Raw genomic sequence first — 25,961 nt, forward strand, 5'->3', positions numbered from 1 at the left:
ACCGGTACGGTCTACTGGTGCGACTTCACAGTTTTACGGGTTCAGCAAGTGGGTCAGTCGTGCGGGCTGCGCAGGCCGTCCACATCCAGGATCAGCGCCATGCGACCATCGCCGATCAAGGTTGCACCGGCGTAACCACGCAGGCCGCGCAGGGCTTTCGGCAGCGGCTTGATGACCACTTCCTCGCGCCCGCGCACCTGGTCCACGACCAGGCCGAAGCGCGCTTCACCGGCCTGCAGCACCACGATGGTCAGCAGGGTCGACGCAGCGGGCGTCACATCCAGCCACTGGCGCAGATCGACCAGTGGCAGCGTGTGCGAACGGCGGTCGAGCACGGCGCGGCCATCGAACCAGCCCAGCGAGGTGCGCGGTGCGTGCAGCACTTCCATCACGCGCGCCAGCGGCAGCGCATAGACGTCCTCGCCGGCCTGCACCAGCAGGGTCGGCAGGATCGCCAGGGTGAGCGGCACGCGGATCAGGAAGCGGCTGCCGCGACCCAGCTCCGACTGGATCTGGATCTGGCCACTCAGTTCGCGGATGCGTGACTGCACCACGTCCATGCCAACGCCACGGCCGGAGATATCCGTGACCTGCTGCTTGGTCGAGAAGCCGGGCAGGAACACCAGGTGCAGGCACTCCTCGCTGCTCAGGCGGGCGGCGGCTTCCGGATCGATCAGGCCCTTCTCGCGCGCCTTCGCGCGCAGCTTTTCCGGGTCGATGCCGGCGCCATCATCCTGCACCTCGATGCTGACGTAGTCGCCTTCCTGCTGCGCCGACAGGCGCACATGGCCCATCCGCGGCTTGCCCTGTGCTTCGCGCAGGTCGGGCATTTCCACGCCATGGTCGATGGCGTTGCGGACCAGGTGCACCAGCGGGTCGGCCAGCGCTTCGACCAGGTTGCGGTCGAGCTCGGTCTCGGCGCCGATCAGCTCCAGGTCCACTTCCTTCTTCAGCGAGCGGGCGACATCGCGGGCGACCTTGGGGAAGCGCGAGAACACCTTGCCCACCGGCTGCATGCGGGTGCGCATCACCGCCGACTGCAGGCGCGCGGTCGCGATGTCCAGGGTGGAGACGGCGCGATCCAGTTCCTCGTCGCGCAGGCGCGCACGCAGGGTCTTGAGCCGGTTGCGCGACAGCACCAGTTCGCCGATCAGGTTGACGATCGCGTCCAGGCGTTTGGTGTCCACGCGCACGGTGTGTTCGGCTTCGGCCAGCGGCTTGGCGGCTGGCTTGGCCGCCGGTGCCGGTGCGGCCGCCGGGCGCGGGGCAGCGATCGGTGCCGGTGCCACCACGGCAGCGGGCTTGGCGCCGGGTGCGGCGCCACCGTGCAGCTGGTCGAGCAGGGCTTCGAACTCGTCTTCGCTGATCAGTCCGTCGTCGGCCTTCGTTGCCGGCGCCACCGCAGTCGGTGCGTTGCCGCCGTGCAGCTGGTCGAGCAGGGCCTCGAATTCGTCGTCGGTGATCAGGTCGCCAGCACCGGCCGCCGGTGCGGCGGCAGCGGCGGCGGGCGCGGCGGCGCCGCCATGCACATCGAACTGGGCGATCAGGTCCGGCGGTGCGTAGCCCGGCTCGGTTCCGGAAGACACGGCGTCCAGCATCGACTGCAGGTAATCCAGCGATTGCTGGGCAGCGTCGAAGTGATGGGCCTGCAGCACGGCCTGGCCGGCGCGTGCGGCGCCCAACGCTTCTTCAGCGGCGTGGCACAGCTCGACCATGGCGGTGACGCCAAGGAAGCCGGCGCCGCCCTTGAGCGTGTGGTAGCCCCGGAACACCGCGTTGAGCTGTTCGGTGTCCTGCGGTGCCTGCTCCAGCGACACCAGCTGTTCGCCGAGGCGATCCAGGATTTCCTGTGCCTCGATGATGAAATCGGCAGTGATGTCGTCGGATACCGCGCTCATGCTTACAGCCCCAGATCCGACAACAGGTCGTCGGCGTCGTTCTGCGAGACCGCGTGGCGGTCCAGTCCTTTCAGTGCCGGCCCGGCCAGTTCCGGGTCGGTGCGATGCTGTTCCGGCGGCAGGCCGAGCGCGCCGAAGCCTTCGTGCACGCGGCGGACGATGCCGACCACGCGACGGATGATCTGCCCGGTCAGGTCCTGGTAGCTCTGGGTCAGGGCGATCTCGGTCAGGTTGTGGCGGATGCGCTCGAGTTGCGCGTCCTGGCCTGGCTGCAGGCCTTCGGCGCGCAGCTGTTCGGTCAGGCTGCGGCATTCCTCGGCCAGGTCCAGGGTACGGTGGGTGGCCTGTTCGGTCATCGCCACCACGTGGTCCAGGCGCGCGCAGGCATCGTCCAGTTCACCGGCTTCGCTGGGCACGGTCGGCAGTTCACCCAGCGCCTGTCCCAGCTCGCGGGCCAGCCGCGAGAGACCGCTCATCATCGGCTGCGTACGCAGCGCGACCAGTCCGTCGATGCGTTGCCGCCACGCGGCTTCGTCACCGGACTCCAGTGCGTCCAGGGCTTCCTGCAGGCGCAGGGCGAGGGCGTTCTTGTCGACCGTGGTATCCATCAGGCGCTGGCCGCCAGGCGTTCGAAGATCTTGCCCAGCTTCTCTTCCAGCGTCTGTGCGGTGAACGGCTTGATGATGTAGCCGTTCACGCCGTTCTGGGCCGCTTCGATGATCTGCTCGCGCTTGGCTTCAGCGGTGACCATCAGCACCGGCAGGGTCTTCAGCTTGGCGTCGGCACGGATCGCCTTGAGCAGCTCGATGCCGGTCATCACCGGCATGTTCCAGTCGGTGACCACGAAGTCGAACGGCTGGCTCTGCAGCAGCGACAGTGCGGCATGCCCGTCCTCGGCTTCGGCGGTGTTGGTGAAGCCCAGATCGCCCAGCAGGTTCTTGACGATTCGACGCATGGTCGAGAAGTCGTCGACGATCAGGATGCGCATGTTCTTGTTCAAAGCAGAGTTCCTTTGTTGTTCATTCCGGGCGGCCGGGGGCAGCCGCCTCGGGGATGTTCATTCTTCGAGGCCAGCGTCGACGGCTTCGAATATCTTCAGCCGGCCGCGCAGGCGCAGCACGGCCTGGCCATGGATCTGGCAGACCCGCGACTCGCTCACGCCGAGCACCGCGCCGATCTCCTTCAGGTTCAGTTCCTGCTCGTAGTAGAGCGAGAGCACCAGCTGTTCGCGCTCGGGCAGGTGGCCGATGGCCTTGCCCAGCTCGCGGCCGAATTCGCCGCGCTCCAGCACCTGCTGCGGGGTCGGGCCACCCTGGGCGACCGTGTCCAGCTCGCCCTGGTCTTCGATGCGCGATTCCAGGCTCAGCACCTGGCCGCGCGCGGCGTCTTCCATCAGGCGCAGGTACTCGGGCAGCGGCATCTCCATCGCGGCGGCGACTTCGGTGGCGCTGGCGGCACGGCCGCTGCTCTGTTCCAGGCGGCGGATGGTGGCGGCGGCATCGCGGGCACGGCGGTGCACCGAGCGCGGTACCCAGTCGCCACGGCGAATCTCGTCGATCATCGAGCCGCGGATGCGGATCGAGGCATAGGTCTCGAACGAGGCGCCCTGGTCGGCGTCGTAGCTGCGCGAGGCTTCGATCAGGCCCATCATGCCGGCCTGGATCAGGTCGTCGACTTCGACGCTGGCCGGCAGGCGCGCGGCCAGGTGGTGGGCGATGCGCCGCACCAGGTCCGAATGCTGGGCGATGACGTCGTTGGCCGCCGAGCGCTGGACTTCCCTGTACTGGGCCGCGCCTTTCATGCTGCCACCCCGCGCTGCTTGAGGATGCGTTCGAGGAAGAACTCGACGCCACCACGTGGTTCGGTCGGCGCCTGCCAGCGGGCGGTGCGGCGCGCGATCTCGGTGATCGCCAGCGCCGCCGGGCTGGACGGATAGGCCTTCACCACCGGCTGCTGGCGCTGCACCGACAGGCGCAGCCAGTCATCCTGCGGCACGCAGCCCAGGTAGTTCAGCGAGACATCGGCGAGGAATTTTTCGCAGACGCGGGTCAGCTTCTCGTACAGCACGCGGCCCTCGTTGGGGTCACGCACCATGTTGGCCACCACCTGGATGCGGTCCACGCCACGTTCGCGCGACAGCACCTTGATCAGCGCGTAGGCATCGGTGATCGAGGCCGGCTCGTCACAGACCACCACCACGGTGTCCTGTGCGGCCTGGCAGAAGGTCAGTACGCCATCGGTGATGCCGGCGGCGGTGTCCACCACCATGATGTCGAGTTCGCGTTCCAGTTCGGAGAACACGTTGACCAGGCCGACGTGCTCGGCCGGGGCCAGCTCGGCCATGTGCCGGCGGCCGGATGCCGCCGGGACCACCAGCACGCCGTTCGGGCCTTCGACGATGACGTCGTCCAGCGTGCAGCGGCCGGCGACCAGGTCGGCCAGGGTAAAGGTGGGATTCAGCCCCAGGATCACGTCGATGTTGGCCAGGCCGAGGTCGGCGTCCAGCAGCAGCGTGCGCTTGCCCATGCCGGCCAGCGCCACGGCCAGGTTGGCCGACACGTTGGTCTTGCCCACGCCGCCCTTGCCGCCGGTCACGGCAATGGTGCGCACAGGGCCGAGCGGCTCGCTGCGGGTGGCCGACAGCGGGAAGGTCTTGGTCAGCTTGGCGTACTCACGCGACGGCATGGTTCAACTCCGGGTTGCAGGGCATATCGGCCGCTCGGCGCAAATCTTCAAGGCGAAGTACGAGATTGGCCGCACTGGCCCGGTGCAGGTCCTCCGGAACGTCCTGGCCATCGGTCACCCAGGTGATCGGCAGGGCGTGGTCCACGGCCACCGACAGGGCGTTGCCGAAGCGGCCGGTCTCGTCCAGCTTGCTCAGCACCAGGCCCTGCAGGTTGGCCGCACCGAAGCGGCGGACCACCTCGTCCATGTCGCCGAAACTGGTATTGGCCGGCAGCACCAGCAGGGTGCGCACCTGGCGCGCGGCCCGCAGCCACTGCAGCTGGGCGGCCAGCGCACGGTCGCGCGGCCCCAGGCCGGCGGTGTCGATCAGCACCAGCTTGTAGTCCTTCAGGCGTTCCAGCAGCTGGTCCAGGTCGGTGCCGCTGTTGGCCTCGTGCACGGCGATGCCGAGCTGGCGGCCGTAGCCATACAGCTGCTCGCGGGCGCCGATGCGGGTGGTGTCGGTGGTGACCAGGGCGACGTCACGCGGCGCGTGCTTCTCGGCGAAGCGCGAGGCCAGCTTGGCGATGGTGGTGGTCTTGCCGGCACCGGTCGGGCCCACCAGCGCGATCACGCCGCCTTCCTCCAGCGGGTCGACCGGGGCGATCGGCAGCTTGCGCGAGATCAGCCCCAGCATCAGGCCGCGGCCGCGATGGGCTTCGGTCTCCAGCGGGATCTGCATGGCCACGTCGCGGGCCAGGCCGGCATCGAAGCCGTATTCGTCCATCAGGTCCAGAGCGGTGGCGCGCACCGGGCAGCCGCGCAGGCGTTCGTCGGTGAAGCGGTTCATCTCGCGCTCGATCACCTGGCGCATGCCGGCCACTTCCTGGCGCAGCTGGCGGATCTCGGCGTCGTCCTGGGCGACCACAGTCAGCACCGGGGCCGGGGCGAGGGTGGGCTCCGGCGCGGTTTCGACGCCGGCATCGGCCAACGCCGGTTCGCTGGCGGCAGTGGCCGGCTGTACGTCGGCGAGGGTAGCGGTCGGCAGCGGCGGCGGCTGCAGTGCCGGCGCCGGCGCCGCGCTTTCGTGATGCGCCTCGTGCGGCGGATCGATCTGGAAGCGGGCGCGGTTGGCCGGCACGGCGGCGGCCGGAGCGACGATCGCTTCGGCGAACGGGGCGAAGATCTGTTCCGGCAGTGCCGGTTCGTTGACGGCAGCACGTGCCAGGGTGGCGGCGAAGCCGGTGCTGCCGCGGGTCGGCACGATCTCGTCGGCGCTGTCCAGGGTGCGGCCGGTGGCACCGACGGCGGCGCGGGCGAGGGCGGCCACCGCCGAGGTGGTGGCGGCGACCGGTTCCGGCGCCGGGGTGCTGCTGCGGCGGCGGGTGACGGCGGCGATCACCGCGTCGGCGGCGGTGCGCGGCTTGGGTGCCGGCGGCGGTGAAACGTCACGGCGCGAGGCTTCCAGTGCACGCTGCACGGCGCTCTCGTCGTAGTTGGCGGCGGCGACGATCTCGATGCCTTCCTCGATCCGGCGGTTGGACAGGATCACGGCGTCAGGACCATGTTCCTTGCGCACCAGGTTCATGGCCGAGCGCATGTCGGCGGCGACGAATCGTTTGATTTTCATGCTGTGGTCACGGGACGAAGACGGCGGGGTGGCGGTCGGAGAACTCGGGTGGTCGGTGGTCTGCACGGTGCGGGTTCCCCTTGGTATCTGTCTGTTGCGTTGGTTCGAAAGTGGTGTCTGTTTTCTGGCGCATCGGAGGGCGGCGTCAGCTGATCGTTCCGACCAGCTTCAGTCGCTTGTCCTCCGGCACCTCGCTGTAGGCCAGGACCGACAGCGACGGAACGCTGTGGCGGACCAGGCGGGCCAGCGCGGCGCGCACCGGGCCAGGTACCAGCACGACCGCGGGCTCGTTGCGGGCTTCCTGCTTGCTGACACATTCGGCCAGGCTCTGGTGCAGTCGCTCAGCGAGTCCGGGTTCCAGCGCGGCGCCGTTGCCCTGCGTGGACTCCTGCAAGACACGTTCCAATTGCGGGTTGAGGGTGAACACCGGCAGCTCCGCCGACATTCCGGCGATCTCCTGCACGATGAAGCGGCCCAGTGCGGTGCGCACGGCGGCGGTCAGCACGGCCGGGTCCTGGCTGCTGGGCGCGTGTTCAACCAGTGCCTCGGCGATCTTGCGCAGCTGGCGGATCGGAATGCGCTCAACCAGCAGGTTCTGCAGCACGCGCACCACCGCCGACAGCGGCAGCGCCTTCGGCGTCAGATCTTCGACGAGCTTGGGCGCGCTCTTGGCCAGGTTGGCCAGCAGGTGCTGCACTTCTTCGTGGCCGAGCAGCTCGGGCGCGTGTTCGCGGATCAGGTGCGACAGATGGGTGGCGACCACGGTGGCCGGGTCGACCACGGTGTAGCCCAGCGTTTCGGCCTGGGCACGCTGGTGCGGCTGGATCCAGGTGGCATCCAGGCCGAACGCGGGGTCCTTGCCGGCGATGCCTTCCAGCGCGCCGAGCGCACTGCCCGGGTCCAGCGCCAGTTCGCGATCAGGATGGATCTCGGCGGTGGCCACCGGCACGCCGTGCACCAGCACGCGGTAGCCGTTGGCGGGCAGTTCCAGGTTGTCGCGGATGTGCACCGACGGGATCAGGAAGCCGACATCCTGGGTCAGCTTGCGGCGCACGCCCTTGATGCGTGCCATCAGTTCGCCGCCCTGGTTGCTGTCCACCAGCGGAATCAGCCGGTAGCCGACCTCCAGGCCCAGCGGATCGACCGGGCGCAGTTCGTCCCAGCTCAGTTCGGCGGTGGGTGCCGGCGCGGCCGGGCGGCCGAGTGCATTGAGCGCCGCGGCGTCAGTGCCTGCGGCTGCTGGATCGGTGGCTGCGGCCTTGCCCTTGCGGTACACCTTCCAGGCGATGAAACCGAGGATCGCGGCCAGCGTCAGGAAAGCGACGTTGGGCATGCCCGGTACCAGGCCGACCACGCCGATGATGCCGGCGGTGATCGCCAGCGCGCGGTACTGGCCGAATACCTGGCCGGTCATGGCCTGGGCCATGTCCTGCGAACGCGAGGCGCGGGTGACCAGCATGGCCACGGCGCTGGAGACCAGCAGGGCCGGCAGCTGCGCCACCAGGCCGTCACCGATCGACAGGAGGGTGTAGGTAGCCGCCGCGTCGCCGAACGGCATGCCATGCTGCAGTACGCCCACGGCCAGGCCGCCGAGCATGTTGATGAACAGGATCAGGATGCCGGCGATGGCGTCGCCGCGGATGAATTTGCTGGCACCGTCCATCGCACCGTAGAAGTCGGCTTCCTCGCGGACTTCCTCGCGGCGCAGCTTGGCTTCTTCACGCGTCAGCAAACCGGCGTTGAGGTCGGCGTCGATCGCCATCTGCTTGCCGGGCATCGCGTCCAGGATGAAGCGCGCGGTCACTTCCGAGACGCGGCCGGCGCCCTTGGTGATCACCACGAAGTTGATGATGGTGAGGATCGCGAACACCACGATACCCACCGCGTAGTTGCCGCCGATCACGAATTCGCCGAAGGCGGCAATGACCTTGCCCGCGGCGTCGTGGCCGTTCTGGCCGTTGAGCAGGATGACGCGGGTGGAGGCCACGTTCAGCGCCAGCCGCAGCATGGTGGTGATCAGCAGCACGATCGGGAAGATGGTGAAATCCAGCGGGCGCTTCACGTAGACCACCGCCAGCAGCACCATCAGCGAGATGGCGATGTTGAAGGTGAACAACGCATCGAGCACCGGCGCGGCCAGCGGCACCACGACCATCGCCAGCAGGGCCAGCACGATCAGCGGTGCGCCAAGGCCCTGGCGGATCATTTCCAGGGCGCGGCGGGTGTTGAAACCGGTCGAGGGCTGGGCGCTCACGGGCGGCCTCCCTTGCCGAATTCATCCACCTGGATGTGCGGGGCGTCCGGCATCGGACCAGTGCGCCAGGCGCGCAGCTGGTAGACGTAGGACAGGACCTGGGCGACGGCCGAATACAGTCTCACGGGGATTTCCTTTCCGAGTTGGCCTTCCCGATACAAGGCGCGTGCCAAAGGCGGGGCGGAGACGATCGCCACCTTGTTGCCGTCGGCTACTTCACGGATGCGCAGGGCGGTCTCGTCCACGCCCAGCGCGACCACGGTGGGGGCGTTCATGGCGCCGCCCTCGTACTTCAGCGCCACCGCGTAGTGGGTGGGGTTGACCACCACTACGTCGGCAGTGGGCACCGCTTCCATCATCCGGCGGTTGGCCATCTGCTGCTGCAGCTGGCGGATGCGGCCCTTCACCTCGGGGCTGCCCTCGCTTTCCTTCATTTCCCGGCGCAGCTCTTCACGGGTCATCTTCAGCTTGCGCATCCAGTTCCAGCGCTGGTACGGGGCATCGATCGCGGCCAGCACCAGCATGGCGCCGGCGGTGGCCAGCAGCAGGCGCAGGGTGAAGCCGAGCCCGTCGGTGATGGCGGTCTCCAGCGGGTGGTGGATCAGCCCGCGCAGGGTGTCGAAGCCGGTCCAGACCACCAGCCCGGCGGCCACACCGACGAAGGCCACGCGCAGCAGCGATTTGGTGAACTCGGCAATGGCCTCGGGGCCATACAGGCGCTTGAGCCCGCTCATCGGGTTCATGCGGTTGATATCGGGCAGCAGCGCCTTCTGCGACCAGCGCAGGCCCCCCATCACCAGCGGGGCGACGAAGCTGGCCAGCAGGCAGACCAGCACCAGCGGTGCGATCACCAGCATGAACTGCAGCAGCAGGTCGCCGAAGTGGCCGAACAGTTCCTTCGGGTTCTGTCGCAGGCTCTGTTCCGGGCTGAGCGCGTGCTTCATCCAGGCCGTGGCGCCACGGCCGATCGAGCCGCTCATGGCCATCACTGCCAACACGCCGGCGCCGAACACGGCGGCGGTGCCGAGTTCGCGCGAACGCGGCAGGTTGCCCTGTTCACGGGCGTCGCGCAGGCGTTTTTCGGTTGGTTGTTCGGTTTTTTCGCCGGCGGATTCGTTCTCGGACATCACGGGCACTGCGGCAGGGGTTGCCGGAGTGCGTGCAAGAACTGTTCCGTGATGGGTTCATGTGCCAACCAAGGTTGGCACCTGCCAGAGCAGGCACCGGTAGCGCCAGGCCGTGGCCGGCGTCCTTGGCTACAGAGGAGCGTTGCCACTGGGTGGCGGGCTCTGCGCCAGTTCCACCCGCGGCCGGGGCAGGTCGTGCAGCTGCATGAAGCGCGCCGCATCGACCGGGCGGCCGAGCAGGTAGCCCTGCAGGAAGTCGCAGCCCAGGCGCTCCAGGTAGGCGCGTTGCGCGGCGGTCTCCACGCCCTCGGCCACGATGTCCATGTCCAGCGCATGGCCCAGCGCCACGATCGCCGAGACGATCACCACGTCTTCGGCGCTGTGTTCCAGGTCGCGCACGAACGCGTGGTCGATCTTGATCTCGGTGGCCGGCAGCCGCTTCAGGTACAGCAGGCTGGAATAGCCGGTTCCGAAATCATCGATGGAGATGCCCACGCCCAGCGCCGACAGCGCCTGCAGCAGGCGCAGGCTGGTATCGGTATCGCGCATCACGGTGCTTTCGGTGATCTCCAGCACCAGGTGGCGCGCGGGGATGCCATGGCGCTCGATCACCTCGCGCACATCGTGCAGCAGGTGTGGCGAGCTGAACTGCACCGGCGACAGGTTCACCGACATCGACCAGCCGTCATGCCCGGCGTCGTGCCAGCGCCGCAGCTGCTGGCAGGCCTGGTCCAGCGCCCAGCGACCGATCTCGTTGATCGCGCCGCTGCGCTCGGCCAGGCGGATGAAGCGGTCCGGCGGGATCAGGCCGTGGTCCGGATGGCGCCAACGGATCAGGGCTTCAGCGCCCGCCACCTTCTGCGTGGCCACGCGGATCTTCGGTTGATAGTGCAGGAACAGCTGTTCGCTGCCGATCGCGCGGCGCAGGTCGGCCAGCAACCGGAACTGCTGCTCGGCACTGTCGTTCATCCAGTCTGCGAACAGCACGAAGGCGTTGCGTCCGGATTCCTTGGCCTGGTACATCGCCGCATCGGCGAAGGCCATCAGCTGGCGCTCGCTGGCAGCGTGGTCCGGGCAGATCGCCACGCCGATGCTGGCAGTCACCTGCAGTTCGTTGTCCGGCAACAACGGGCCGCTGCCCACTGCCTGCAGGATGCGACGGGCCAGGGTCGGCAGGTCCTCGTCGTGCTCGATGCGCACCACCAGCACGAACTCATCGCCGCCCAGCCGTGCCAGCAGGTCGTGCGGGCGCAGCAGCTGGCGGGTGCGTTCGGCCACCGCCACCAGCAGCGCATCACCGGCCTGATGGCCATAGGCATCATTGACCTGCTTGAAGCCGTCCAGGTCCATGAACATCACCGCGAAGCGGTTGCCGCCTTGTTCGGCCTCGGCCAGCGCCTGCACGATGCGCCGCTGCAGCAGCAGGCGGTTGGGCAGGCGGGTGAGCGGATCATGCAGCGCGGCCTGGGTCAGTTCCTGCTGGGCATCGGTCAACGAGGTGCTCAGCATCGAATTGCGCAGCCGCAGCAGTTGCGCCTCCACGCGCTGGTCCAGCCATGAGACCACCAGCACCACCGCCAGGATCGCCACGGTCAGCACCACCACCAGCATCGCCAGCCATTCGTTCTGCAGGCCATCGCCCACGGCAGCGCCACACACGCTGCCTTCCGGGAAACGCGCGGCGGCCATGCCGGTGTAGTGCATGCCGACGATGGCCAGGCCGAGCAGGCCCGCCGCCGCCAGGCGATCGCCGATGCGGGTGCGCTGGGCACGCAGCCGGAATGCCACGTACAGCGCGGTCCAGGAGGCGGCCACCGCCACCATCAGTGAGAACAGCAGCCAACCCGGGTCATAGTCGATACCCGGCTGCATGCGCATGGCCGCCATGCCGACGTAGTGCATGCCGGCGATGCCGGTGCCCATCAGCAGCGCGCCGCCGGCCAGCCGCGGATGGGGCAGGGTGCGCAGCGAGACCAGCCACAGCGCGAACACCGACGAGGCGATGGCCAGCGCAAGCGAGAGCAGGGTGATCGGAAGGTCGTAGCCCAATGGAATGGGCAGGTCGAAGGCCAGCATGCCGATGAAATGCATCGACCAGATGCCCAGGCCCATGGCGAAGCCGCCCCCAAGGCGCCACCACCAGGCCGCGCCTCTGCCCGGGGCGGTCACCGTGCGCCCGGCCATCGCCAGCGCGGTGTACGAAGCCATCACGGCGACCAGCAGCGAGATCGCCACCAGCCACGGGTTGTACGTGCCTACCAGCATTCGTCAGTCTCCCGGACCTGCCTGTCGACGGAAACCACGGTGGGGCATGCATGAGGCAGGCCGACGCGCAACGGCGCCGGCCAGGTGCGGCGTCCCCCCTGGGCGCCACGCATTCACTCTACCGCGCAGACCGGGGGGGACTTCAAGCGGCAATCCGTGATGATCGGGTCAGTGTGTGACCGCGTCCGCAGCCTGGAAGGCGGCGTCGAACAGGCGCTGTACCGGCGGCCCCATTTCCCCGGCCAGCAGGGCCAGCAGGAACAGGCCCAGCAGCAGCGAGACCGGCAGGCCCAGCTGGATCGGATTCAGCGCAGGGGCTGCACGTGCCAGTACGCCGAAGGCCAGGTTCACCGCCAGCATCGCCACGGTGAGCGGGATGGCCAGCGTCAGTGCGCCGCGCAGTACGGTCAGCAGGAAGGTCGGGGCGATGCTGAAGAAGGCGTGCGGGTCTGGCAGCGGCGCGCCGATCGGCAGTGCGCGGTAGCTGTCCACCAGCAACGAAATCAACGCCAGGTGGCCGTTGGCGGTGAAGAACAGCAGGCCGAACAGCAGGTAGAACCACTGTCCGATCACACCGGAGGTGCCACCGCGCAGCGGATCGCTCATCTGCGCGAAGGCCAGGCCGGTGCCCTGCGCGATCAGTTCGCCGGCCATCGCACCGGCTTCGAACACCAGCCTCAGCATGAAGCCGATGGACACGCCGATGGCCAGTTCGCGGGCGATGGTCAGCACGGTGGCGGCATCGAAGCCGGTCCAGTCCGGTACCGGCGGCAGCAGCGGGGCCAGTGCGATGGCCAGGGTGCCGGCCAGCACCACGCGCACCCGCGAAGGTACCGCACGGGAACCCACCATGGGCATGGCCATGGCCACCGCGCCGATGCGCAGCATGGTCCACAGCACGGTGCCGATCATGCCGAAGGCCTGCAGGCCGTCGGCAGCCATCTGGGTGGCGGCGTCCATCGAAGCGCGCGTCCTAGCCGATCAGGTGCGGAATGCGCTGGAACAGCAGCGTGGTGAATTCAACCAGGTGGCCGATCAGCAGGCTGCCCAGCGCGAACAGCACTGCGGTCAGCGCCGCCGCCTTGGCAACGAAGGCGATGGTCGGTTCATTGAGCTGGGTCGCGGCCTGCACGACACCGACCACCACGCCCACCACCAGCACGGTGAGCAGCAGCGGGCCGGCTACCCACAATACGGTGATCAGGCCGCCACGCAGTTCGGTCAAGGCAAGTTCGGGAGTCATTCGGGTTCCATCTGCTCAAGTAGAGTCGGGCCATGCTCGACTGCGCTTTACGGGGGCTATCAGGCCGGATTGAAGCTGGCCGCCAGCGTGCCGACGGTCAGCACCCAGCCATCGACCAGCACGAACAGCAGGATCTTGAACGGTGCCGACACCAGCATCGGCGACAGCATCATCATGCCCATCGACATCAGCACGCTGGCGACGACCAGGTCGATGATCACGAACGGGATGAAGATCAGGAAGCCGATCTCGAAGGCGGTTTTCAGTTCGCTGGTGACGAACGAAGCGACCAGCACCGGGAACGGGATCGCATCGGGGCTGGCGTAGGTGCCATGCCCGGCGATGCCGGCGAAGGTCATCAGGTCGGTCTCGCGGATCTGCGCCAGCATGAACCCGCGCAGCGGCTGCGTGGTCAGCGTCCAGGCGGTCTGGAAGTCGATGTCGCCGTTGAGGTAGGGCGCCATGCCCGCACTCCACGCCTTGTCCCAGGTCGGCATCATCACCATCGCGGTGAGGAACAGGGCCAGGCCCAGCAGTACCTGGTTGGACGGTGTCTGGCCGGTACCCAATGCCTGGCGCAGCAGGCCCAGCACGATGATGATGCGGGTGAACGAGGTCAGCACCAGCAGCATCGACGGGATCAGGGTGATCGCGGTCATCAGCAGCAGGGTCTGCAGCGGCAGGCTGACCGGCGCCCCCCCGATCTTGCCGACGTTGATGTCCGGCAGCGGGGTGGTTGGCGCGCCGGGCGCGGCGAACGCCAGCGCCGGCAACAGGCACAGGGCAAGCAACAGCAGCCACGGCATCAGGGTGGCAAGACGGGTACGGGTGACACGCATGTCAGGGATCCTTGCGCAGCCGCTGCTGCAGCAGCTGGGCGAAATTCGGCAGGTTCTTGAAGTCCGGCACGCGCACCGGTGCCGGCGGCGGCAGCGGTTCGGGCAGGGTATGCAGGGTGTTGATGCCACCGGCGGTGACGCCCAGCAGCAGTTGCTGGCCGTTGACCTCCACCACCACCACGCGCTCCTTGGCGCCGACGCTGAGGCTGGCCACCAGCTTCATGCCTTCGGCTGGGCGGAAGCCGCTGCCGGGCATGCGCTTGAGCAGCCAGCCCAGGCCGATCACCAGCGCCAGCACCGCCAGCAGCGCCAGCACCGCGCCGAACAGGCTGGGTGCAGCGGCCGCATGCTGGCCGACCTGCGGGCCGATCGGCGCGGCGGTCTTGCCGACCGCCAGCAGGGTGGAGGCCAGCAGGCTCAACGCAGTCTCCGGATCCGCTCGCTCGGGCTGACCACGTCGGTCAGGCGCACGCCGAAGCGGTCATTGATCACCACCACTTCGCCGTGGGCGATCAGGGTGCCATTGACGAACACGTCCAGCGATTCGCCGGCACCGCGCTCCAGTTCCACCACCGAACCCTGGTTGAGCTGCAGCAGGTTGCGGATCGGCAGGCGGGCACGACCGACTTCCAGCGACAGGGTCACCGGCACATCGAGGATCACGTCCAGGTTCAGGTCCGGACCATTCGCCTCATCGGCCTGCAGGCTGCTGAACTGGGCCGGGGTCGGTTCGAGGGCGTCGATATCGTTCATTGCGGGTCTTCCTGGATGACGGGTGCGCGCGGGCGGGAGCCCGGCGGATGGGTAGCGGTGATCTTCACGGCGTTCATGCCGTTGGCGATGCCGAACTCGCCGGTGAACACGGGAATGTTCTCCACGCACAGCGGCACCTGCGGGCTCAGGTCGATCGGCAGGATGTCGCCGACCTTCAGCTGGGTCAGGTCGCGCAGGGTCATGCGCTTGCTGGCCAGCACGCTGGACAGGGTGACTTCGGCGATGTTGAGCTGCTCGCGCAGGGTCTTGCCCCAGCTCTCGTCGCGGTCGTTGCGGTCGCTCTGGATGCCGGCGTCGAGCAGTTCGCGGATCGGCTCCAGCATCGAGTACGGCAGGGTGACGTGGATGTCGCCGCCACCACCGTCGAGCTCGACGTGCAGGCGGCACACCACCACGTACTCGCGCGGCGTCACGATGTTGGCGAAGTGCGGGTTGATCTCCGAGTTGATGTACTCGAAGTCGACGTCCATCACCGGTGCCCACGCTTCGCGCAGGTCGGCGAAGGTCTGCTTCAGCAGCAGGTGGATCACCCGCATTTCGGTGGCAGTGAATTCGCGGCCCTCGATGCGGGTTGGGTAGCGCCCGTCGCCGCCGAAGAAGTTGTCGACGATGGCGAACACCAGGGTCGGCTCGAAGACGATCAGGCCGGTGCCGCGCAGTGGCTTGAAGCGGATCAGGTTCAGGTTGGTCGGCACATACAGCGAGTGCATGTAGTCGTTGAACTTGATCAGTTCGATACCGCGCACCGACAGCTCGGCCGAGCGGCGGATCAGGTTGAACAGGCCGATCCGCCACAGGCGCGCGAAGCGCTCGTGGACCATTTCCAGGGTCGGCATGCGACCACGGATGATGCGGTCCTGGCTGGCGAAGTCGTACGAGCGTGCTTCGCCTGACGGGGGTTCCGCATCGGTCTCGACCGCGCCACTGTCCACGCCGTGGAGCAGGGCATCGATCTCGTCCTGGGACAGCAGATCATTCATCGGTGGGCCCTTACTGGGTCACGAAGCTGGTGAAGAGCAGATCGTCGGCGCCGTTGCTGCCGGTCTCGGCCTTGAGCACCTTCTGCACCTCGGCCAGCGAAGCAGCCTGCAGCTTCTGCTTGCCGGCGACATCGGCGATCTGGTCCGGGCTGACCTGCGAGAACAGCATCAGCAGGCGCGCGCGGATGGCCGGGGCATGGGTCTTGATCGCTTCCAGCGCGGCCGGGTCGCGGGTCATCAGCTGAACCTCCAGCTGCAGGTAGCGCGGGCCGTCGACCGGGCCATTGAGGTTGACCACGAACGCCGGATCCAGCGCGAAGTACTGTGCCGGGGCCGGGGTAGCGCTCTTCTTCGGCGCCTGCGCGGTCTTCTCTTCGTGCTTGGACTGGGTGAAGAACCACACGCCGCCACCGGCGGCAGCGGCGGCCAGTACGGCCACCAGTGCGGTGATCAGGATCGGACTACGCGGCTTGGCGGCCTTGTCCTTCTCGGCGGTCTTCTTGGTTTTGTCAGCGGCTGCGGCCACGGGGTGAAGCTCCTGAGGGTTGCTTCACCGGGATATGCAAGGGGTGTGCCGAAGGCGGGGCAGTGGGGTGCGACGGAATTCCGTCGGGGTGCCACCCACCCCGCTCTGGTGGGTGCCAACCTTGGTTGGCACATCTGTCAGGCGTAGGCGTCCAGCAATCCGCGCTGGCGGATCAACTGTGCGGACGACACGCTGGCGTCGCCCGGCGTCGGTTCTCCGTCGCCGGTCATGCCGCCGCCACCGGGCTGTCCCGACGCATTGCCGTCACCGCCCGGCGCCTGGTGGCCGACATCGGCGTGGGCCAGCTGGAAGCCCTGTTCGCCCAGCAGCTCGCGCAGGCGCGGCAGGCTGCTTTCCAGCGCCTGCCGCACGTCCACGTGCGGGCTGCTGAAGCTGGCATGCACCTTGTCGCCGTTCAACTGCAGTCGCACGTCGACCGGGCCCATGTCGTCCGGGCTCAGGCGGATGTGGGCGTGGCCGATCTTCTGGTCGGCCAGCCAGCCCAGGCGAGCACCGATGGCCTGATCGAAGCCATCGTCACCCAGCACGGGCTTCGGCGTGGGTTCGCCATTGAAGATCGCGTTGCCGGTGGCGAGCGCCGCCTTCAGGTCCTGTACGGCGGCCGCTGCCGGTGCATGCAGCAGTGGTGTACTGGCGCGGTCGCCAAGGGCGGCCACGTCGCTGCCTTCGCCGCGCTCGCTGCGCTTGCCGGGCAGGATCATCTCCGGCAGTGGCAGCGTGGTGGCATCGTCAGCGCTGGCCGACGCCGGTTTGCCGTCGGCCGTCGCTGCGGTGGCCGCTGCCGGGGCGGTTGCAGGCAGTGCCGGGTTCGCGGCGGGGGCAACGGGCAGCGCGCTACCGTCGCTGGCCAACGACGGTGCAGCAGTGGTCGGCAGAGCGGCGGCCGGATCCACGGGCGTCGGCATTGCCAGCACCAGACCGGCCAGGCCGAGCGGTGGCCATGGGGCGTCCTCGGTCGCGGCGGGCTTGTCCTTGTCGGCGCCGGGTCCAGCCGGGGTCACGGCAACAGGCGGTAGCGGAGGCGTTTCAGCGGTTGCCGCTTCGGCGTCCGCGCTGCGTTCGCCCGGTGCGTGGCCATTGCTGTCGGTGGTCGACGGCTGGCTCGGCGTGGCTGGCGTCGGCGTAGTGGCGCTGCCGGCAGGGGCGGGTGCAGAGGGCGCGCCGTCCTGCAGCAGCTGGCTGAAGTCCTTTCCGCCTTCGCTGCGTGAGGCGCGCGCCGCACTGTTGCTGCTGGCGGGCGTGGCCGGGTTGGCGCTGCTGGCGAGCGGGGTGGGCATCACGAGCGGCCTCCCTGCTCGGCGCCGTCCTGGTCTTCGGCCTGCACCAGGCGCGCACGCCGCGCACCAATGTCGTCCATCTCGCGCTGGTCGCGGCGGTCGGTCACCACTTTTTCCTGTGCGCGGTAGCTCGCGGCCAGCTGCTCCAGCACCGCCTTGTCTCGGCTGGCCAGGATCAGGCGGGCGCGCTCGGCCTCTACCTTTTCGCGGTTGCCGTTGACCGTAGCCTGCTGCTGCTCGACCGCACTGTCCAGGCGATCAAGGAAGGCGCGGCGGTTCAGCAGCTGCGCCGGGCTGGTCGCCGCCATCTGGGCGTTGGCGTACTCCTCGGCATAGCGGCGAAGTTCGTCCAGTCGCGATAGATGGGTGTCGAGCACACGCTGGCGTTCGGCCAGGTCGCGGGCGACCGCGTCCTCGTGTTCCTGGGCCCGCTTGAGCAGGGGATCGATGCGCTTGGACTGGTTCATGGCTTAACTCTCTTGTTCCACCAGGCGCTGCAGCGCCGCCTGGCTGTGCGGGAGATCTGCGGCCTTGGCAACGTCCTGGCCGAGGAACTCCATGATTTCCGGCCAGCGTTCCAGGGCTTCGTCGGTGGCCGCATCGTTACCGCGCTGGTAGGCACCGATCGCGATCAGGTCACGGTTGGCCGAGTAGGCCGAGACCAGTCGCTTCAACTTGCGGATGCGCAGGCGCCACGGTTCGTCAGCGATTTCCGTGACCACGCGGCTGACCGACGATTCGACGTCGATGGCCGGGTACAGGCCGCTGTCGGCCACGCGGCGCGAGAGCAGGATGTGGCCATCGAGGATCGCGCGCGCGGCGTCGGCGATCGGATCCTGCGGATCATCGCCTTCGGTCAGTACGGTGTAGAACGCGGTGATCGAGCCACGGCCCTTGGCGCCGTTGCCGGCGCGTTCGACCAGCGCCGGCAGCTTGGCGAACACCGAGGGCGGGTAGCCGCGGGTGGTCGGTGGTTCACCGACCGACAGGCCGATCTCGCGCTGCGCCTGGGCGAAGCGGGTCAGCGAGTCCATCAGCAGCAGCACGTTCAGGCCCTGGTCGCGGAACCATTCGGCAATGGCCGTGGCGCGGTAGGCACCGTGCAGGCGCGCCAGCGGCGGCCGGTCGGCGGGGCTGGCGACCACCACGGCGCGGCGCAGTCCTTCCTCGCCCAGCGTGGTTTCGACGAAATCGCGCACTTCGCGGCCACGTTCACCGATCAGGCCGACCACGATCACGTCGGCGGCGGTGTAGCGGGTCATCATGCCCAGCAGCGTCGACTTGCCGACGCCGGAGCCGGCGAACAGGCCGACGCGCTGGCCGCGACCGATCGGCAGCAGCGCGTTGATCGCGCGCACGCCCACGTCCAGCGGCTGGGTGATCGGTTCTCGCGCCAGCGGATTGATCGACACGCCGGCCATGCCGACGTGGCCTTCGGCGCGGATCGGGCCCTTGCCATCCAGCGGTACGCCATCGCTGTCGATGACGCGGCCGAGCAGGCCTTCGCCCACTTCCACGCCGCCACGTCGTGCCGACGGCACCACCCGGGCATTGGGCAGCAGGCCATGCAGTTCGGCGCTGGGCATCAGGTAGGTGCGTTCGCCGGCGAAGCCGACCACTTCGGCGTCGACCCAGCCACCATCGACCACTTCCACCTTGCAGCTGGCACCCAGCGGTGCCTCGCAGCCGACGGCTTCCAGGGTCAGTCCGACCGCGCGGCGCAGCACGCCCTCGCGGATCAGGCCGCGACCATGCGCGGTATCCACGCGCAGGCCATCCAGGCGCCGGGCCAGGCGCAGGTTGCGGGCCACGGCCCAGTCGGCCGGCGGCGCTGCCGGTTGCGGCTCGGTGCTCATGCGGTGGCTCCGGTCTGGCGGATCACCGCGTCCAGCGCGCCGCGCAGGCGGGCTTCCAGGGTGCCATCGATGCGCACAGCTTCGGCGTGCACGCGCAGATCGCCACGGCTGAGGCTGGTATCGGGCACAAGTCGCTGCGCCGGCGACAGGTTCAACAGCGGGGCGAGGGCGGCGATGTCATCCGGATGCAGCCGCACTTCCACCTCGCGGGTACTGCCGCCGACCGCATCGATCGCTTCGCCGACCAGCTGCGCCAGCAGTGCCGGCTCGGCTTCGTAGGCGCGGCCGACCAGCGCGCCGGCGATGCGCACTGCCAGTTCGCCGAGTGCACCGACCACTTCGTTCTCCAGCCGCACCAGAGGCCGGCTGAAGTTGTCGAGGATGCCTTCGATCTGCGCGGCGAGGCGGCGCACCTCGGCCTGTCCCTGGCCGTAGCCGTCGGCATGGCCCTGGTCGAACCCTTCCTTCTCCGCGCTGTCCTGGATTGCCTGGATTTCCTCCAGGGTCGGCAGCTGCAGCGGCGGCTCCGGTTCGTGCTCCGGGTCCGGCTCGGTCAGTTCGAACACATCCTCCTGCTCCAGCACCGGTTCGGGCTGGGCCAGCAGGTCCGGGGCGAGCCAGCGCACGACATTGCTCACAGCATGGCCTCCGCGCTGCCACCGATGGTGACCGTGCCTTCATCGGCCATGCGCTTGACGATGGCCAGGATCTCGCGCTGCGCGCCTTCAACGTCGGACAGGCGCACCGGTCCGCGGGCCTCCATGTCTTCCAGCAGGATTTCGGCCGCACGCTGCGACATGTTGCGGGTGATCTTGTCGCGCACCTTGATGTCGGCACCGCGCAGGGCCAGGCCCAGACGCTCGCCGCTCACCTCGCGCAGCACCAGCTGCATCTCGCGATCGTCGAGGTCGACCAGGTCGTCGAACACGAACATCAAGTCCTGGATGCGGTTGCTCAACGGCGCATCGATGCGCGCGATCTCGCCCAGGATCGCCTGGTCCTGGCCGCTGTCCATGAAGTTCAGGATATTGGCCGCGCACTGCACGCCGCCGATGTTGGACGACTTCAGGTTCTGGTTGCCGGCGAACTGGCGTTCCATGATCTCGTTGAGTTCATTGAGCGCGTTCGGCGGAATGCCGTCGAGGGTGGCGATACGCAGCAGCACGTCGACGCGGGTACGGTCGGGCAGCAGCTTCAGCGCGTCGGCGGCCTGGTCGGTCTCCAGGTGCGCCATCACGATGGCGATGATCTGCGGGTGCTCGTTGCGCACCAGGTCAGCCACCGCACGCGGGTCCATCCACTTCAGTGCGTCCAGGCCGGTGGTGTTGCGGCCGAGCAGGATGCGGTCGATCAGGTTGCCGGCCTTCTCGCTGCCCAGCGCCTGTACCAGCATGTTGCGGATGTAGTCGTCCGAGCCCACGCCCAGCGAGGTCTTCGAGCCCAGCTCCTGGCCGAACTGGTCCATCACCCGTTCCACCTGCTCGCGGGTGATGTCGGTCATGGTGGCCATGGCGATACCGATCTTCTGCACCTCCTTGGGTTCCATGTGGCGCAGCACTTCGGCCGCGTCCAGTTCACCCAGCGAAAGCAGCAGTACAGCGGCGCGCTGTACGCCAGTCAGTGCTGCCTCAGTCATTGGCCACCCAACCCTTGACCACCTGGGCCACGCGCTTGGAGTCGGTCTTCACGGCTTCACGCGCCATCCGCAGTCGTTCCTCATATGAATCCACCGGCAGGGCCAGTGCATCCGGCCCGCCCAGGCTGGCCCGGTCGGCGCCCAGCGCCGGCAGCGGGGTGCCATCGTCATCGACCAGCTGCACGTCCGCGGTGTGCGGCTCCAGTACCTGCTCGTCGTTCTTCTTCTGGCCGGTGATCGCGCGCAGTGCCGGGCGCAGCACGCCGAACAGCAGCGCCAGCACCACCACCGCGCCGAGCAGCATGCGGCCGGCATCGTGCACCCACGGCAGTTCCCACCAGGCCGGGCCTTCGACCGGCGTGGTGTCACGCACGAACGGGGCATTCATCACCGACACGGTGTCGCCACGCTCGGCATTGAAGCCGACGGCCTGCTTGACCAGCGCCTCGACGCGGGTCAGTTCCGCGGCCGACAGCGGCTGCGGCGCAACCTTGCCGTTGGCACCGGCACGCGGCACGTTGTCCACCAGCACCGCCACCGAGACGCGCTTGATGCGGCCGGCCGGCTGGCGGGTGTGCTGCAGGGTGCGGTCCAGCTCGTAGTTGCGGGTCGCGTTCTTGCTGCTTTCGGTCGGGGTCTGTGCAGTGGCCGGTGCGGCCTGCTGGCCCGGCGGGCTGTTGCTGGTCGCGCCCGGTACGCCCTGCGGGCCCGGAGTGCTGGTGGTGTTCTCGCTCATCTGCTCGCTGCGCAGCTTCTGCGGCTCACCGTTGTAAAGCTCACGGGCTTCCTCGGTCACCGAGAAGTCCATGTCCACGCTCACTTCCGGGTTGACCCGGCCGGGGCCGGTCATCGGCTCCAGCAGCTCGCGGATGCGCTGGTTGAACGAGGTTTCCTGGCGACGCACCTGCTCGAACTGGGCGGCGTTGACCGCAGCCTCGCTGTTCGGGTCGGTGATGCTGAGCATGCGCCCGCTCTGGTCGACCACGGTCACCCGTTCCGGAGCGAGGTCCGGAATGCTGGCCGCGACCATGTGCACGATCGCGTCCACCTGGCTGCGCTCCAGCTGCTGGCCGCCGCGCAGTTCCAGGGTGACCGAGGCGCTGGCCACGTCACGCTGGCGGGTGAACGCGCTGGGCTTGGGAATGGCCAGGTGCACGCGCGAATCGCGCACCGGGCGCAGCGTGTTGATGGTGCGCGACAGCTCGGTTTCCAGCGCATGCTGGTAGCGCGCACTTTCCACGAACTGGCTGACGCCGAAGCCCGGATCGCGCTCCATCAGTTCGAAGCCGAGCTTGCCGCTGTCGGTCAGGCCGGAGCCGGCCAGCTTCAGGCGGGCATCATGCAGGTTCTTTTCCGGCACGGTGATGCCACCGGTGGCCGGATCGAGCGCGAACGGAATCTGCGCAGCGCGCAGCAGGTCGGTTGCTTCAGCGGTCGCCTTCTGGTCCAGGCCGGTGTACAGCGGGACCATGCCCGGCTTCTGCGACCAGAAGAACACGGACAGGCCTGCCGCCACCGCCACCGCGATCATCGCCATCAGGCCCAGCCGACGGGTGATCTGCAGACTTTGCAGGCGGTCGAACCATTGCCCGGCCTTCTCGGCGTTCAGGCTGTCCTTGGAGAGCGTCAGTGCCATGCGTCAACGTTCCTTACAGCGGCATGTTCATCACGTCCTGGTAAGCCTGGACGAGACGGTTGCGGACTTCCACGGTGGCGCGGAAGGCGATCTGGGACTGCTGCGAGGCGACCATCACCTTGGCCAGGTCGGCACTGGGGTCGCCCATTTCGAAGGCCTTGGCGAGGGCGCCGGACTTCTGTTGTGCATCGTTGACGCCGGCAATCGCACCACGCAGGGTTTCGGTGAAGCTGGCCGGCTGCACCTGCGGTGCGTCCAGCACCGTGCCCGGAAGGGCATTGCTGCGCGGCGTTTCGCCCAGCGGGTTGAGCGCCGGCTGTCCCATCTGGGTCTGATAGGAGCGGATCTGCGAAAGGATCGAAGTGACGGAGTGGGACATCTGCAACGGTTCCAGAAACAGGGGATGGGGTTGTCTGCTGGAGCAGGTGCAAGTGCCGTGCCGAAACCGGTTTTCGATTCAGTGAAGTGAGGAGGTTGGGTGTGCGTGCGGGGTTGCACCCCGCTCCCCGCGGTAGTGCCGGCCGCTGGCCGGCAACCTCAGCAGCAACGGCCGAAGCCGAAGCTGAAGCTGAAGCCGAAGCAACGGCAGAAGCTGGCAATCCGTGGGGGGCGGGGTGGGTCCGGTTGCGGGGGACGCCGTAAATCCGTCCATGGAGGCTCGGTCGCGCCATCCATGGCGCTCACGCCCCGCAACCGGACCCACCCCGCCTTCGACAGTTTCCCGCTGCTGTCGGAATGGCCGGAGCTGCTCTCGGTGGGTGTCGACCTTGGTCGACACGCTTTGGTCGGCACGGGCTCCGACCCCGTTGGCGGCGCCATTTATCCGGCGTCGGTTTTCTGGCCTACGGCTGCAGGGTCCAGCGGCCGGAATTCTGGCGCTGGCGCGGTGCGATGGGGCCGTCGTGCTGGGTGTAGATGAAGCGACCCTGGCGGTCGCTCAGGCAGGTCAGCAGCAGGGTGTAGTGGGCGGGGCCGTCCGGGTGGCTTTCGGTCATCTGGATTTCCGCGATATGCGGGGCCAGGCGCTGGTAGCGGTAGCTGCCGCCGATGCGGAGCGCGGTGCCGAGGATATCCAGCACGTACTGGCTGCCGGCGAAGCTGACCTGCACCATGCGCCCGGCGTTGGGGTTGTCGGGTGCGTACAGCGGGTCGCTGAGGTTGGTGAACTGGCGTTGGTCGAGCGTGGCGGGCAGGGCGCAATCAGCGGCAGTGGCCAGGGCCGGGCAGAGCAGGGCGGCGAGCAGGATCAGGCGATGCATGGTGGAGCCTCCTTGGGATGTCCTTGCCATGCTCCGCAGTGCGGCCGTGTTGTCTCTAGGAAAACCTGCAAATGAGGTGGGGTCAGATTCTTTCCGCAGGAAAGGGATCTGCCCCCGGGGCGCCACAAACACGAACGCCTGGGCAAGCCCAGGCGTTCGTGCCCCCTTCATGCTGGTAGCGCGCTTCAGCCGGCCAGTTCGGCCTGCTCGCGTTCGATGCCGTACTTGCGCAGCTTTTCCACCAGGGTGGTGCGGCGCAGGCCAAGCAGCTGGGCGGCGTGGGCGACCACGCCCTGGGTGCGTTCCAGTGCTTCGTTGATCAGGCCCAGTTCGATGTTGGCCATGTGGTTGCGCAGGTCCAGGCCGTCGTCGGGCAGTGCCGCCGGGGCGGCGGCGCGATTGACCGCGATGCCGTGCTCCAGCGCCGGCTGGCCGCCGCTGCCCGGGGTATGGAACGAGAAGCTGCGCAGGTCCAGGCGTTCTTCGCTGGCAACCGGAGCCGCCGGTGCCGGTGCGGGCACGGCCAGCGCGGCATCGCCACGATAGCGGGCCGGCAGGTCCTGCACGCGCACCGAACCACCCGGATGCAGCACCGCCAGGCGCTCGACCAGGTTGGTCAGTTCGCGCACGTTGCCCGGCCACTCGTAGCCAGCCAGGGCCTGCAGGGCTTCCGGGGTGAAGCGCACTTCGCCGCGGCCGGTGCGGGCCAGCTGTGCGGCGATGGTTTCCACCAGCGCCGGCAGGTCTTCGCGACGCTCGCGCAGGGCGGGCACGTCGATCGGGAACACGTTGAGGCGGTAGAACAGGTCCTCGCGGAACTTGCCCTCGGCAATACGGGTTTCCAGGTCGCGATGGGTCGCGGCCACGACGCGGACATTGCAGCGGATGGTCTGGTTGCCGCCGACGCGCTCGAAGCTGCGTTCCTGCAGCACGCGCAGCAGCTTCACCTGCATCGGCAGGCTCATGTCGCCGATTTCGTCGAGCAGCAGGGTGCCGCCCTCGGCCATTTCAAACCGGCCCTTGCGTGCGGTCAGTGCGCCAGTGAAGGCACCCTTCTCGTGGCCGAACAGTTCGCTTTCCAGCAGGTCCGCCGGAATGGCGCCGCAGTTGATCGCCACGAACGGGCCGTCGCGGCGCGGCGAGCGCTGGTGGATGGCGCGCGACACCACTTCCTTGCCGGTACCGGATTCGCCCAGCACGAGTACGGTGGTGTCGAAGGCGGCCACCTGCTCGATCATGGTGCGCAGCTCGGTGACCGCCGGGCCGTTGCCGGTCGGGCCTTGCTCCTGCACGGCGCCGGCCTGGTGCTCGGCATCCAGGCGCTTGAGGCTGGCGCGGCGCAGCAGGGCTTCCATCTGCGCGTGGCGCAGCGGCGTTTCCAGCGGCCAGATGTTGGCTTCGTGCAGCCCGTGCAGCTGGGCAAACGCTGCAGCATCACCATCGGCCAGCAGCACCGGCGGCGGCAGGCTGCTGCCGCCCAGCCAGTGGTACAGCGCGGTGCTGGCAGCGGTGTCGTCCAGGCTGCCGACGATCACTGCCATCCAGTCGTTCTGGCGCTGGCGGCCCAGGTCGAAGTCGGCCGCGTCGGAAACCCAGCGCGGGTTGAAGTCCATGAATTCCAGCAGGGCAACGGTGCGCTCTGCACGCACGGCGTCGTTGTCCAGCACCAGGATGCGCGATTCGCTCACGATCGATCCTCCCTGAGGCCTTCCAGGATCGGCATGACTTCCTGGATGTAGGACAGCTTGCTGACAAAATTGTCGGCGCCGGCGCGCAGCGCGTGTTCGCGGTGCTCGGCGTCGTCGAAGTGGCTGGCGATCACGATGTACGGTGCATCGTCCTGCGACTTGATCAGGCGGGTGGCCTGCAGGCCGCCCATTTCCGGCATGGCCAGGTCCATCAGCACCACCTGCGGGCGCAGCGTTTCCGAGCGCTCGATCGCTTCCAGGCCGTTGCCGGCACTGCCGACGATCTGCAGCCAGTCGATCTTGCGGAAATGGCGCATCGCCGCGTTGATGAAGCCCTCGTGGTCATCGACCAGCAGGACCGTGAGCTTGTTCATGTCCAACATCCTTT

At 68.3% G+C, this 25,961-nt stretch carries 26 protein-coding genes; all 26 read right to left on the reverse strand.

Annotated features, from left to right (window positions below):
- Nucleotides 1–53: 53 nt before the first annotated feature.
- The 26 genes from EGM71_RS09750 to EGM71_RS09875 all read right to left on the reverse strand — a co-directional run bounded on the left by EGM71_RS09750 (nt 54) and on the right by EGM71_RS09875 (nt 25,947).
- Complete coding sequence (locus tag EGM71_RS09750; protein ID WP_188489502.1) at nt 54–1,898, reverse strand: chemotaxis protein CheA; 1,845 nt, start codon at nt 1,896–1,898, stop codon at nt 54–56.
- A 2-nt stretch (nt 1,899–1,900) separates the two neighbouring features.
- Nucleotides 1,901–2,506 (reverse strand): protein phosphatase CheZ, encoded by a 606-nt coding sequence (locus tag EGM71_RS09755; protein ID WP_006442968.1) that lies wholly within the window; start codon nt 2,504–2,506, stop codon nt 1,901–1,903.
- Nucleotides 2,506–2,898: a chemotaxis response regulator CheY gene (gene cheY / locus EGM71_RS09760; protein WP_005413247.1), complete on the reverse strand. Its 393-nt coding sequence runs from the start codon at nt 2,896–2,898 to the stop codon at nt 2,506–2,508. The genes EGM71_RS09755 and cheY overlap by 1 nt, the downstream gene beginning before the upstream one ends.
- A gap of 57 nt (nt 2,899–2,955) precedes the next feature.
- The gene (locus EGM71_RS09765) at nt 2,956–3,699 is read right to left on the reverse strand and encodes an RNA polymerase sigma factor FliA (RefSeq protein ID WP_188489504.1); all 744 of its coding nucleotides are present in this window, start codon (nt 3,697–3,699) and stop codon (nt 2,956–2,958) included.
- Nucleotides 3,696–4,583: a MinD/ParA family ATP-binding protein gene (locus tag EGM71_RS09770; RefSeq protein ID WP_010482449.1), complete on the reverse strand. Its 888-nt coding sequence runs from the start codon at nt 4,581–4,583 to the stop codon at nt 3,696–3,698. Before EGM71_RS09770 ends, EGM71_RS09765 begins: the two co-directional genes overlap by 4 nt.
- The gene (gene flhF / locus EGM71_RS09775; protein ID WP_188489506.1) at nt 4,570–6,192 is read right to left on the reverse strand and encodes a flagellar biosynthesis protein FlhF; all 1,623 of its coding nucleotides are present in this window, start codon (nt 6,190–6,192) and stop codon (nt 4,570–4,572) included. The genes EGM71_RS09770 and flhF overlap by 14 nt, the downstream gene beginning before the upstream one ends.
- 145 nt (nt 6,193–6,337) lie before the next feature.
- Nucleotides 6,338–8,398 (reverse strand): flagellar biosynthesis protein FlhA, encoded by a 2,061-nt coding sequence (flhA, locus tag EGM71_RS09780; RefSeq protein ID WP_188489795.1) that lies wholly within the window; start codon nt 8,396–8,398, stop codon nt 6,338–6,340.
- A 44-nt stretch (nt 8,399–8,442) separates the two neighbouring features.
- Entirely contained in the window at nt 8,443–9,573 is a 1,131-nt protein-coding gene (gene flhB / locus EGM71_RS09785; RefSeq protein ID WP_014037101.1) for a flagellar biosynthesis protein FlhB, read from the reverse strand.
- A gap of 129 nt (nt 9,574–9,702) precedes the next feature.
- A complete protein-coding gene (locus EGM71_RS09790; RefSeq protein WP_188489508.1) occupies nt 9,703–11,838 on the reverse strand; it encodes a putative bifunctional diguanylate cyclase/phosphodiesterase in 2,136 nt (711 codons plus the stop codon).
- A gap of 168 nt (nt 11,839–12,006) precedes the next feature.
- Complete coding sequence (gene fliR, locus EGM71_RS09795; RefSeq protein ID WP_188489510.1) at nt 12,007–12,798, reverse strand: flagellar biosynthetic protein FliR; 792 nt, start codon at nt 12,796–12,798, stop codon at nt 12,007–12,009.
- 13 nt (nt 12,799–12,811) lie between these two features.
- The gene (locus EGM71_RS09800) at nt 12,812–13,081 is read right to left on the reverse strand and encodes a flagellar biosynthetic protein FliQ (protein WP_012510965.1); all 270 of its coding nucleotides are present in this window, start codon (nt 13,079–13,081) and stop codon (nt 12,812–12,814) included.
- Between the two features lie 59 nt (nt 13,082–13,140).
- Nucleotides 13,141–13,920 (reverse strand): flagellar type III secretion system pore protein FliP, encoded by a 780-nt coding sequence (fliP, locus tag EGM71_RS09805; protein ID WP_188489512.1) that lies wholly within the window; start codon nt 13,918–13,920, stop codon nt 13,141–13,143.
- Nucleotide 13,921: 1 nt separating this feature from the next.
- Nucleotides 13,922–14,341, reverse strand: coding sequence for a flagellar biosynthetic protein FliO (gene fliO / locus EGM71_RS09810; RefSeq protein WP_014037105.1), 420 nt, complete (start codon nt 14,339–14,341; stop codon nt 13,922–13,924).
- The gene (fliN, locus tag EGM71_RS09815; RefSeq protein WP_005409543.1) at nt 14,338–14,673 is read right to left on the reverse strand and encodes a flagellar motor switch protein FliN; all 336 of its coding nucleotides are present in this window, start codon (nt 14,671–14,673) and stop codon (nt 14,338–14,340) included. The genes fliO and fliN overlap by 4 nt, the downstream gene beginning before the upstream one ends.
- Nucleotides 14,670–15,674, reverse strand: a complete 1,005-nt coding sequence (gene fliM, locus EGM71_RS09820; protein WP_188489514.1) for a flagellar motor switch protein FliM — start codon at nt 15,672–15,674, stop codon at nt 14,670–14,672. Before fliM ends, fliN begins: the two co-directional genes overlap by 4 nt.
- 10 nt (nt 15,675–15,684) lie before the next feature.
- A complete protein-coding gene (locus EGM71_RS09825) occupies nt 15,685–16,200 on the reverse strand; it encodes a flagellar basal body-associated FliL family protein (protein ID WP_005416435.1) in 516 nt (171 codons plus the stop codon).
- 137 nt (nt 16,201–16,337) lie between these two features.
- On the reverse strand, nt 16,338–17,498 hold the full coding sequence (locus EGM71_RS09830) for a flagellar hook-length control protein FliK (RefSeq protein WP_188489516.1): 1,161 nt from the start codon (nt 17,496–17,498) through the stop codon (nt 16,338–16,340).
- Nucleotides 17,498–17,965: a flagellar export protein FliJ gene (gene fliJ, locus EGM71_RS09835; protein WP_005416437.1), complete on the reverse strand. Its 468-nt coding sequence runs from the start codon at nt 17,963–17,965 to the stop codon at nt 17,498–17,500. Before fliJ ends, EGM71_RS09830 begins: the two co-directional genes overlap by 1 nt.
- A gap of 3 nt (nt 17,966–17,968) precedes the next feature.
- On the reverse strand, nt 17,969–19,354 hold the full coding sequence (locus EGM71_RS09840) for a FliI/YscN family ATPase (protein WP_188489518.1): 1,386 nt from the start codon (nt 19,352–19,354) through the stop codon (nt 17,969–17,971).
- A complete protein-coding gene (locus EGM71_RS09845) occupies nt 19,351–19,992 on the reverse strand; it encodes a FliH/SctL family protein (RefSeq protein WP_188489520.1) in 642 nt (213 codons plus the stop codon). The genes EGM71_RS09840 and EGM71_RS09845 overlap by 4 nt, the downstream gene beginning before the upstream one ends.
- Nucleotides 19,989–20,975 (reverse strand): flagellar motor switch protein FliG, encoded by a 987-nt coding sequence (gene fliG, locus EGM71_RS09850; protein WP_024958226.1) that lies wholly within the window; start codon nt 20,973–20,975, stop codon nt 19,989–19,991. The genes EGM71_RS09845 and fliG overlap by 4 nt, the downstream gene beginning before the upstream one ends.
- 7 nt (nt 20,976–20,982) lie before the next feature.
- The gene (gene fliF / locus EGM71_RS09855) at nt 20,983–22,626 is read right to left on the reverse strand and encodes a flagellar basal-body MS-ring/collar protein FliF (RefSeq protein WP_188489522.1); all 1,644 of its coding nucleotides are present in this window, start codon (nt 22,624–22,626) and stop codon (nt 20,983–20,985) included.
- 13 nt (nt 22,627–22,639) lie between these two features.
- Complete coding sequence (gene fliE, locus EGM71_RS09860) at nt 22,640–23,005, reverse strand: flagellar hook-basal body complex protein FliE (protein ID WP_014037113.1); 366 nt, start codon at nt 23,003–23,005, stop codon at nt 22,640–22,642.
- 463 nt (nt 23,006–23,468) lie between these two features.
- Entirely contained in the window at nt 23,469–23,885 is a 417-nt protein-coding gene (locus tag EGM71_RS09865; protein WP_188489524.1) for a hypothetical protein, read from the reverse strand.
- Between the two features lie 185 nt (nt 23,886–24,070).
- On the reverse strand, nt 24,071–25,573 hold the full coding sequence (locus EGM71_RS09870) for a sigma-54 dependent transcriptional regulator (protein WP_188489526.1): 1,503 nt from the start codon (nt 25,571–25,573) through the stop codon (nt 24,071–24,073).
- A complete protein-coding gene (locus tag EGM71_RS09875) occupies nt 25,570–25,947 on the reverse strand; it encodes a response regulator (protein ID WP_010485922.1) in 378 nt (125 codons plus the stop codon). Before EGM71_RS09875 ends, EGM71_RS09870 begins: the two co-directional genes overlap by 4 nt.
- Nucleotides 25,948–25,961: the final 14 nt, after the last annotated feature.

It is taken from the genome of Stenotrophomonas maltophilia, from assembly GCF_006970445.1.
Taxonomy (GTDB): Bacteria; Pseudomonadota; Gammaproteobacteria; order Xanthomonadales; family Xanthomonadaceae; genus Stenotrophomonas; species Stenotrophomonas maltophilia_AU.

Excerpts from the sequence above, each read along its gene's own strand:
- EGM71_RS09750 (WP_188489502.1), bottom strand. The coding sequence starts at position 1,898 with ATGAGCGCGGTATCCGACGACATCACTGCCGATTTCATCATCGAGGCA.
- EGM71_RS09755 (WP_006442968.1), bottom strand. The coding sequence starts at position 2,506 with ATGGATACCACGGTCGACAAGAACGCCCTCGCCCTGCGCCTGCAGGAA.
- EGM71_RS09765 (WP_188489504.1), bottom strand. The coding sequence starts at position 3,699 with ATGAAAGGCGCGGCCCAGTACAGGGAAGTCCAGCGCTCGGCGGCCAAC.
- EGM71_RS09770 (WP_010482449.1), bottom strand. The coding sequence starts at position 4,583 with ATGCCGTCGCGTGAGTACGCCAAGCTGACCAAGACCTTCCCGCTGTCG.
- flhF (WP_188489506.1), bottom strand. The coding sequence starts at position 6,192 with ATGAAAATCAAACGATTCGTCGCCGCCGACATGCGCTCGGCCATGAAC.
- flhA (WP_188489795.1), bottom strand. The coding sequence starts at position 8,398 with ATGATCCGCCAGGGCCTTGGCGCACCGCTGATCGTGCTGGCCCTGCTG.
- flhB (WP_014037101.1), bottom strand. The coding sequence starts at position 9,573 with ATGTCCGAGAACGAATCCGCCGGCGAAAAAACCGAACAACCAACCGAA.
- EGM71_RS09790 (WP_188489508.1), bottom strand. The coding sequence starts at position 11,838 with ATGCTGGTAGGCACGTACAACCCGTGGCTGGTGGCGATCTCGCTGCTG.
- fliR (WP_188489510.1), bottom strand. The coding sequence starts at position 12,798 with ATGGACGCCGCCACCCAGATGGCTGCCGACGGCCTGCAGGCCTTCGGC.
- EGM71_RS09800 (WP_012510965.1), bottom strand. The coding sequence starts at position 13,081 with ATGACTCCCGAACTTGCCTTGACCGAACTGCGTGGCGGCCTGATCACC.
- fliP (WP_188489512.1), bottom strand. The coding sequence starts at position 13,920 with ATGCGTGTCACCCGTACCCGTCTTGCCACCCTGATGCCGTGGCTGCTG.
- fliN (WP_005409543.1), bottom strand. The coding sequence starts at position 14,673 with ATGAACGATATCGACGCCCTCGAACCGACCCCGGCCCAGTTCAGCAGC.
- fliM (WP_188489514.1), bottom strand. The coding sequence starts at position 15,674 with ATGAATGATCTGCTGTCCCAGGACGAGATCGATGCCCTGCTCCACGGC.
- EGM71_RS09830 (WP_188489516.1), bottom strand. The coding sequence starts at position 17,498 with ATGCCCACCCCGCTCGCCAGCAGCGCCAACCCGGCCACGCCCGCCAGC.
- fliJ (WP_005416437.1), bottom strand. The coding sequence starts at position 17,965 with ATGAACCAGTCCAAGCGCATCGATCCCCTGCTCAAGCGGGCCCAGGAA.
- EGM71_RS09840 (WP_188489518.1), bottom strand. The coding sequence starts at position 19,354 with ATGAGCACCGAGCCGCAACCGGCAGCGCCGCCGGCCGACTGGGCCGTG.
- fliF (WP_188489522.1), bottom strand. The coding sequence starts at position 22,626 with ATGGCACTGACGCTCTCCAAGGACAGCCTGAACGCCGAGAAGGCCGGG.
- fliE (WP_014037113.1), bottom strand. The coding sequence starts at position 23,005 with ATGTCCCACTCCGTCACTTCGATCCTTTCGCAGATCCGCTCCTATCAG.
- EGM71_RS09865 (WP_188489524.1), bottom strand. The coding sequence starts at position 23,885 with ATGCATCGCCTGATCCTGCTCGCCGCCCTGCTCTGCCCGGCCCTGGCC.
- EGM71_RS09875 (WP_010485922.1), bottom strand. The coding sequence starts at position 25,947 with ATGAACAAGCTCACGGTCCTGCTGGTCGATGACCACGAGGGCTTCATC.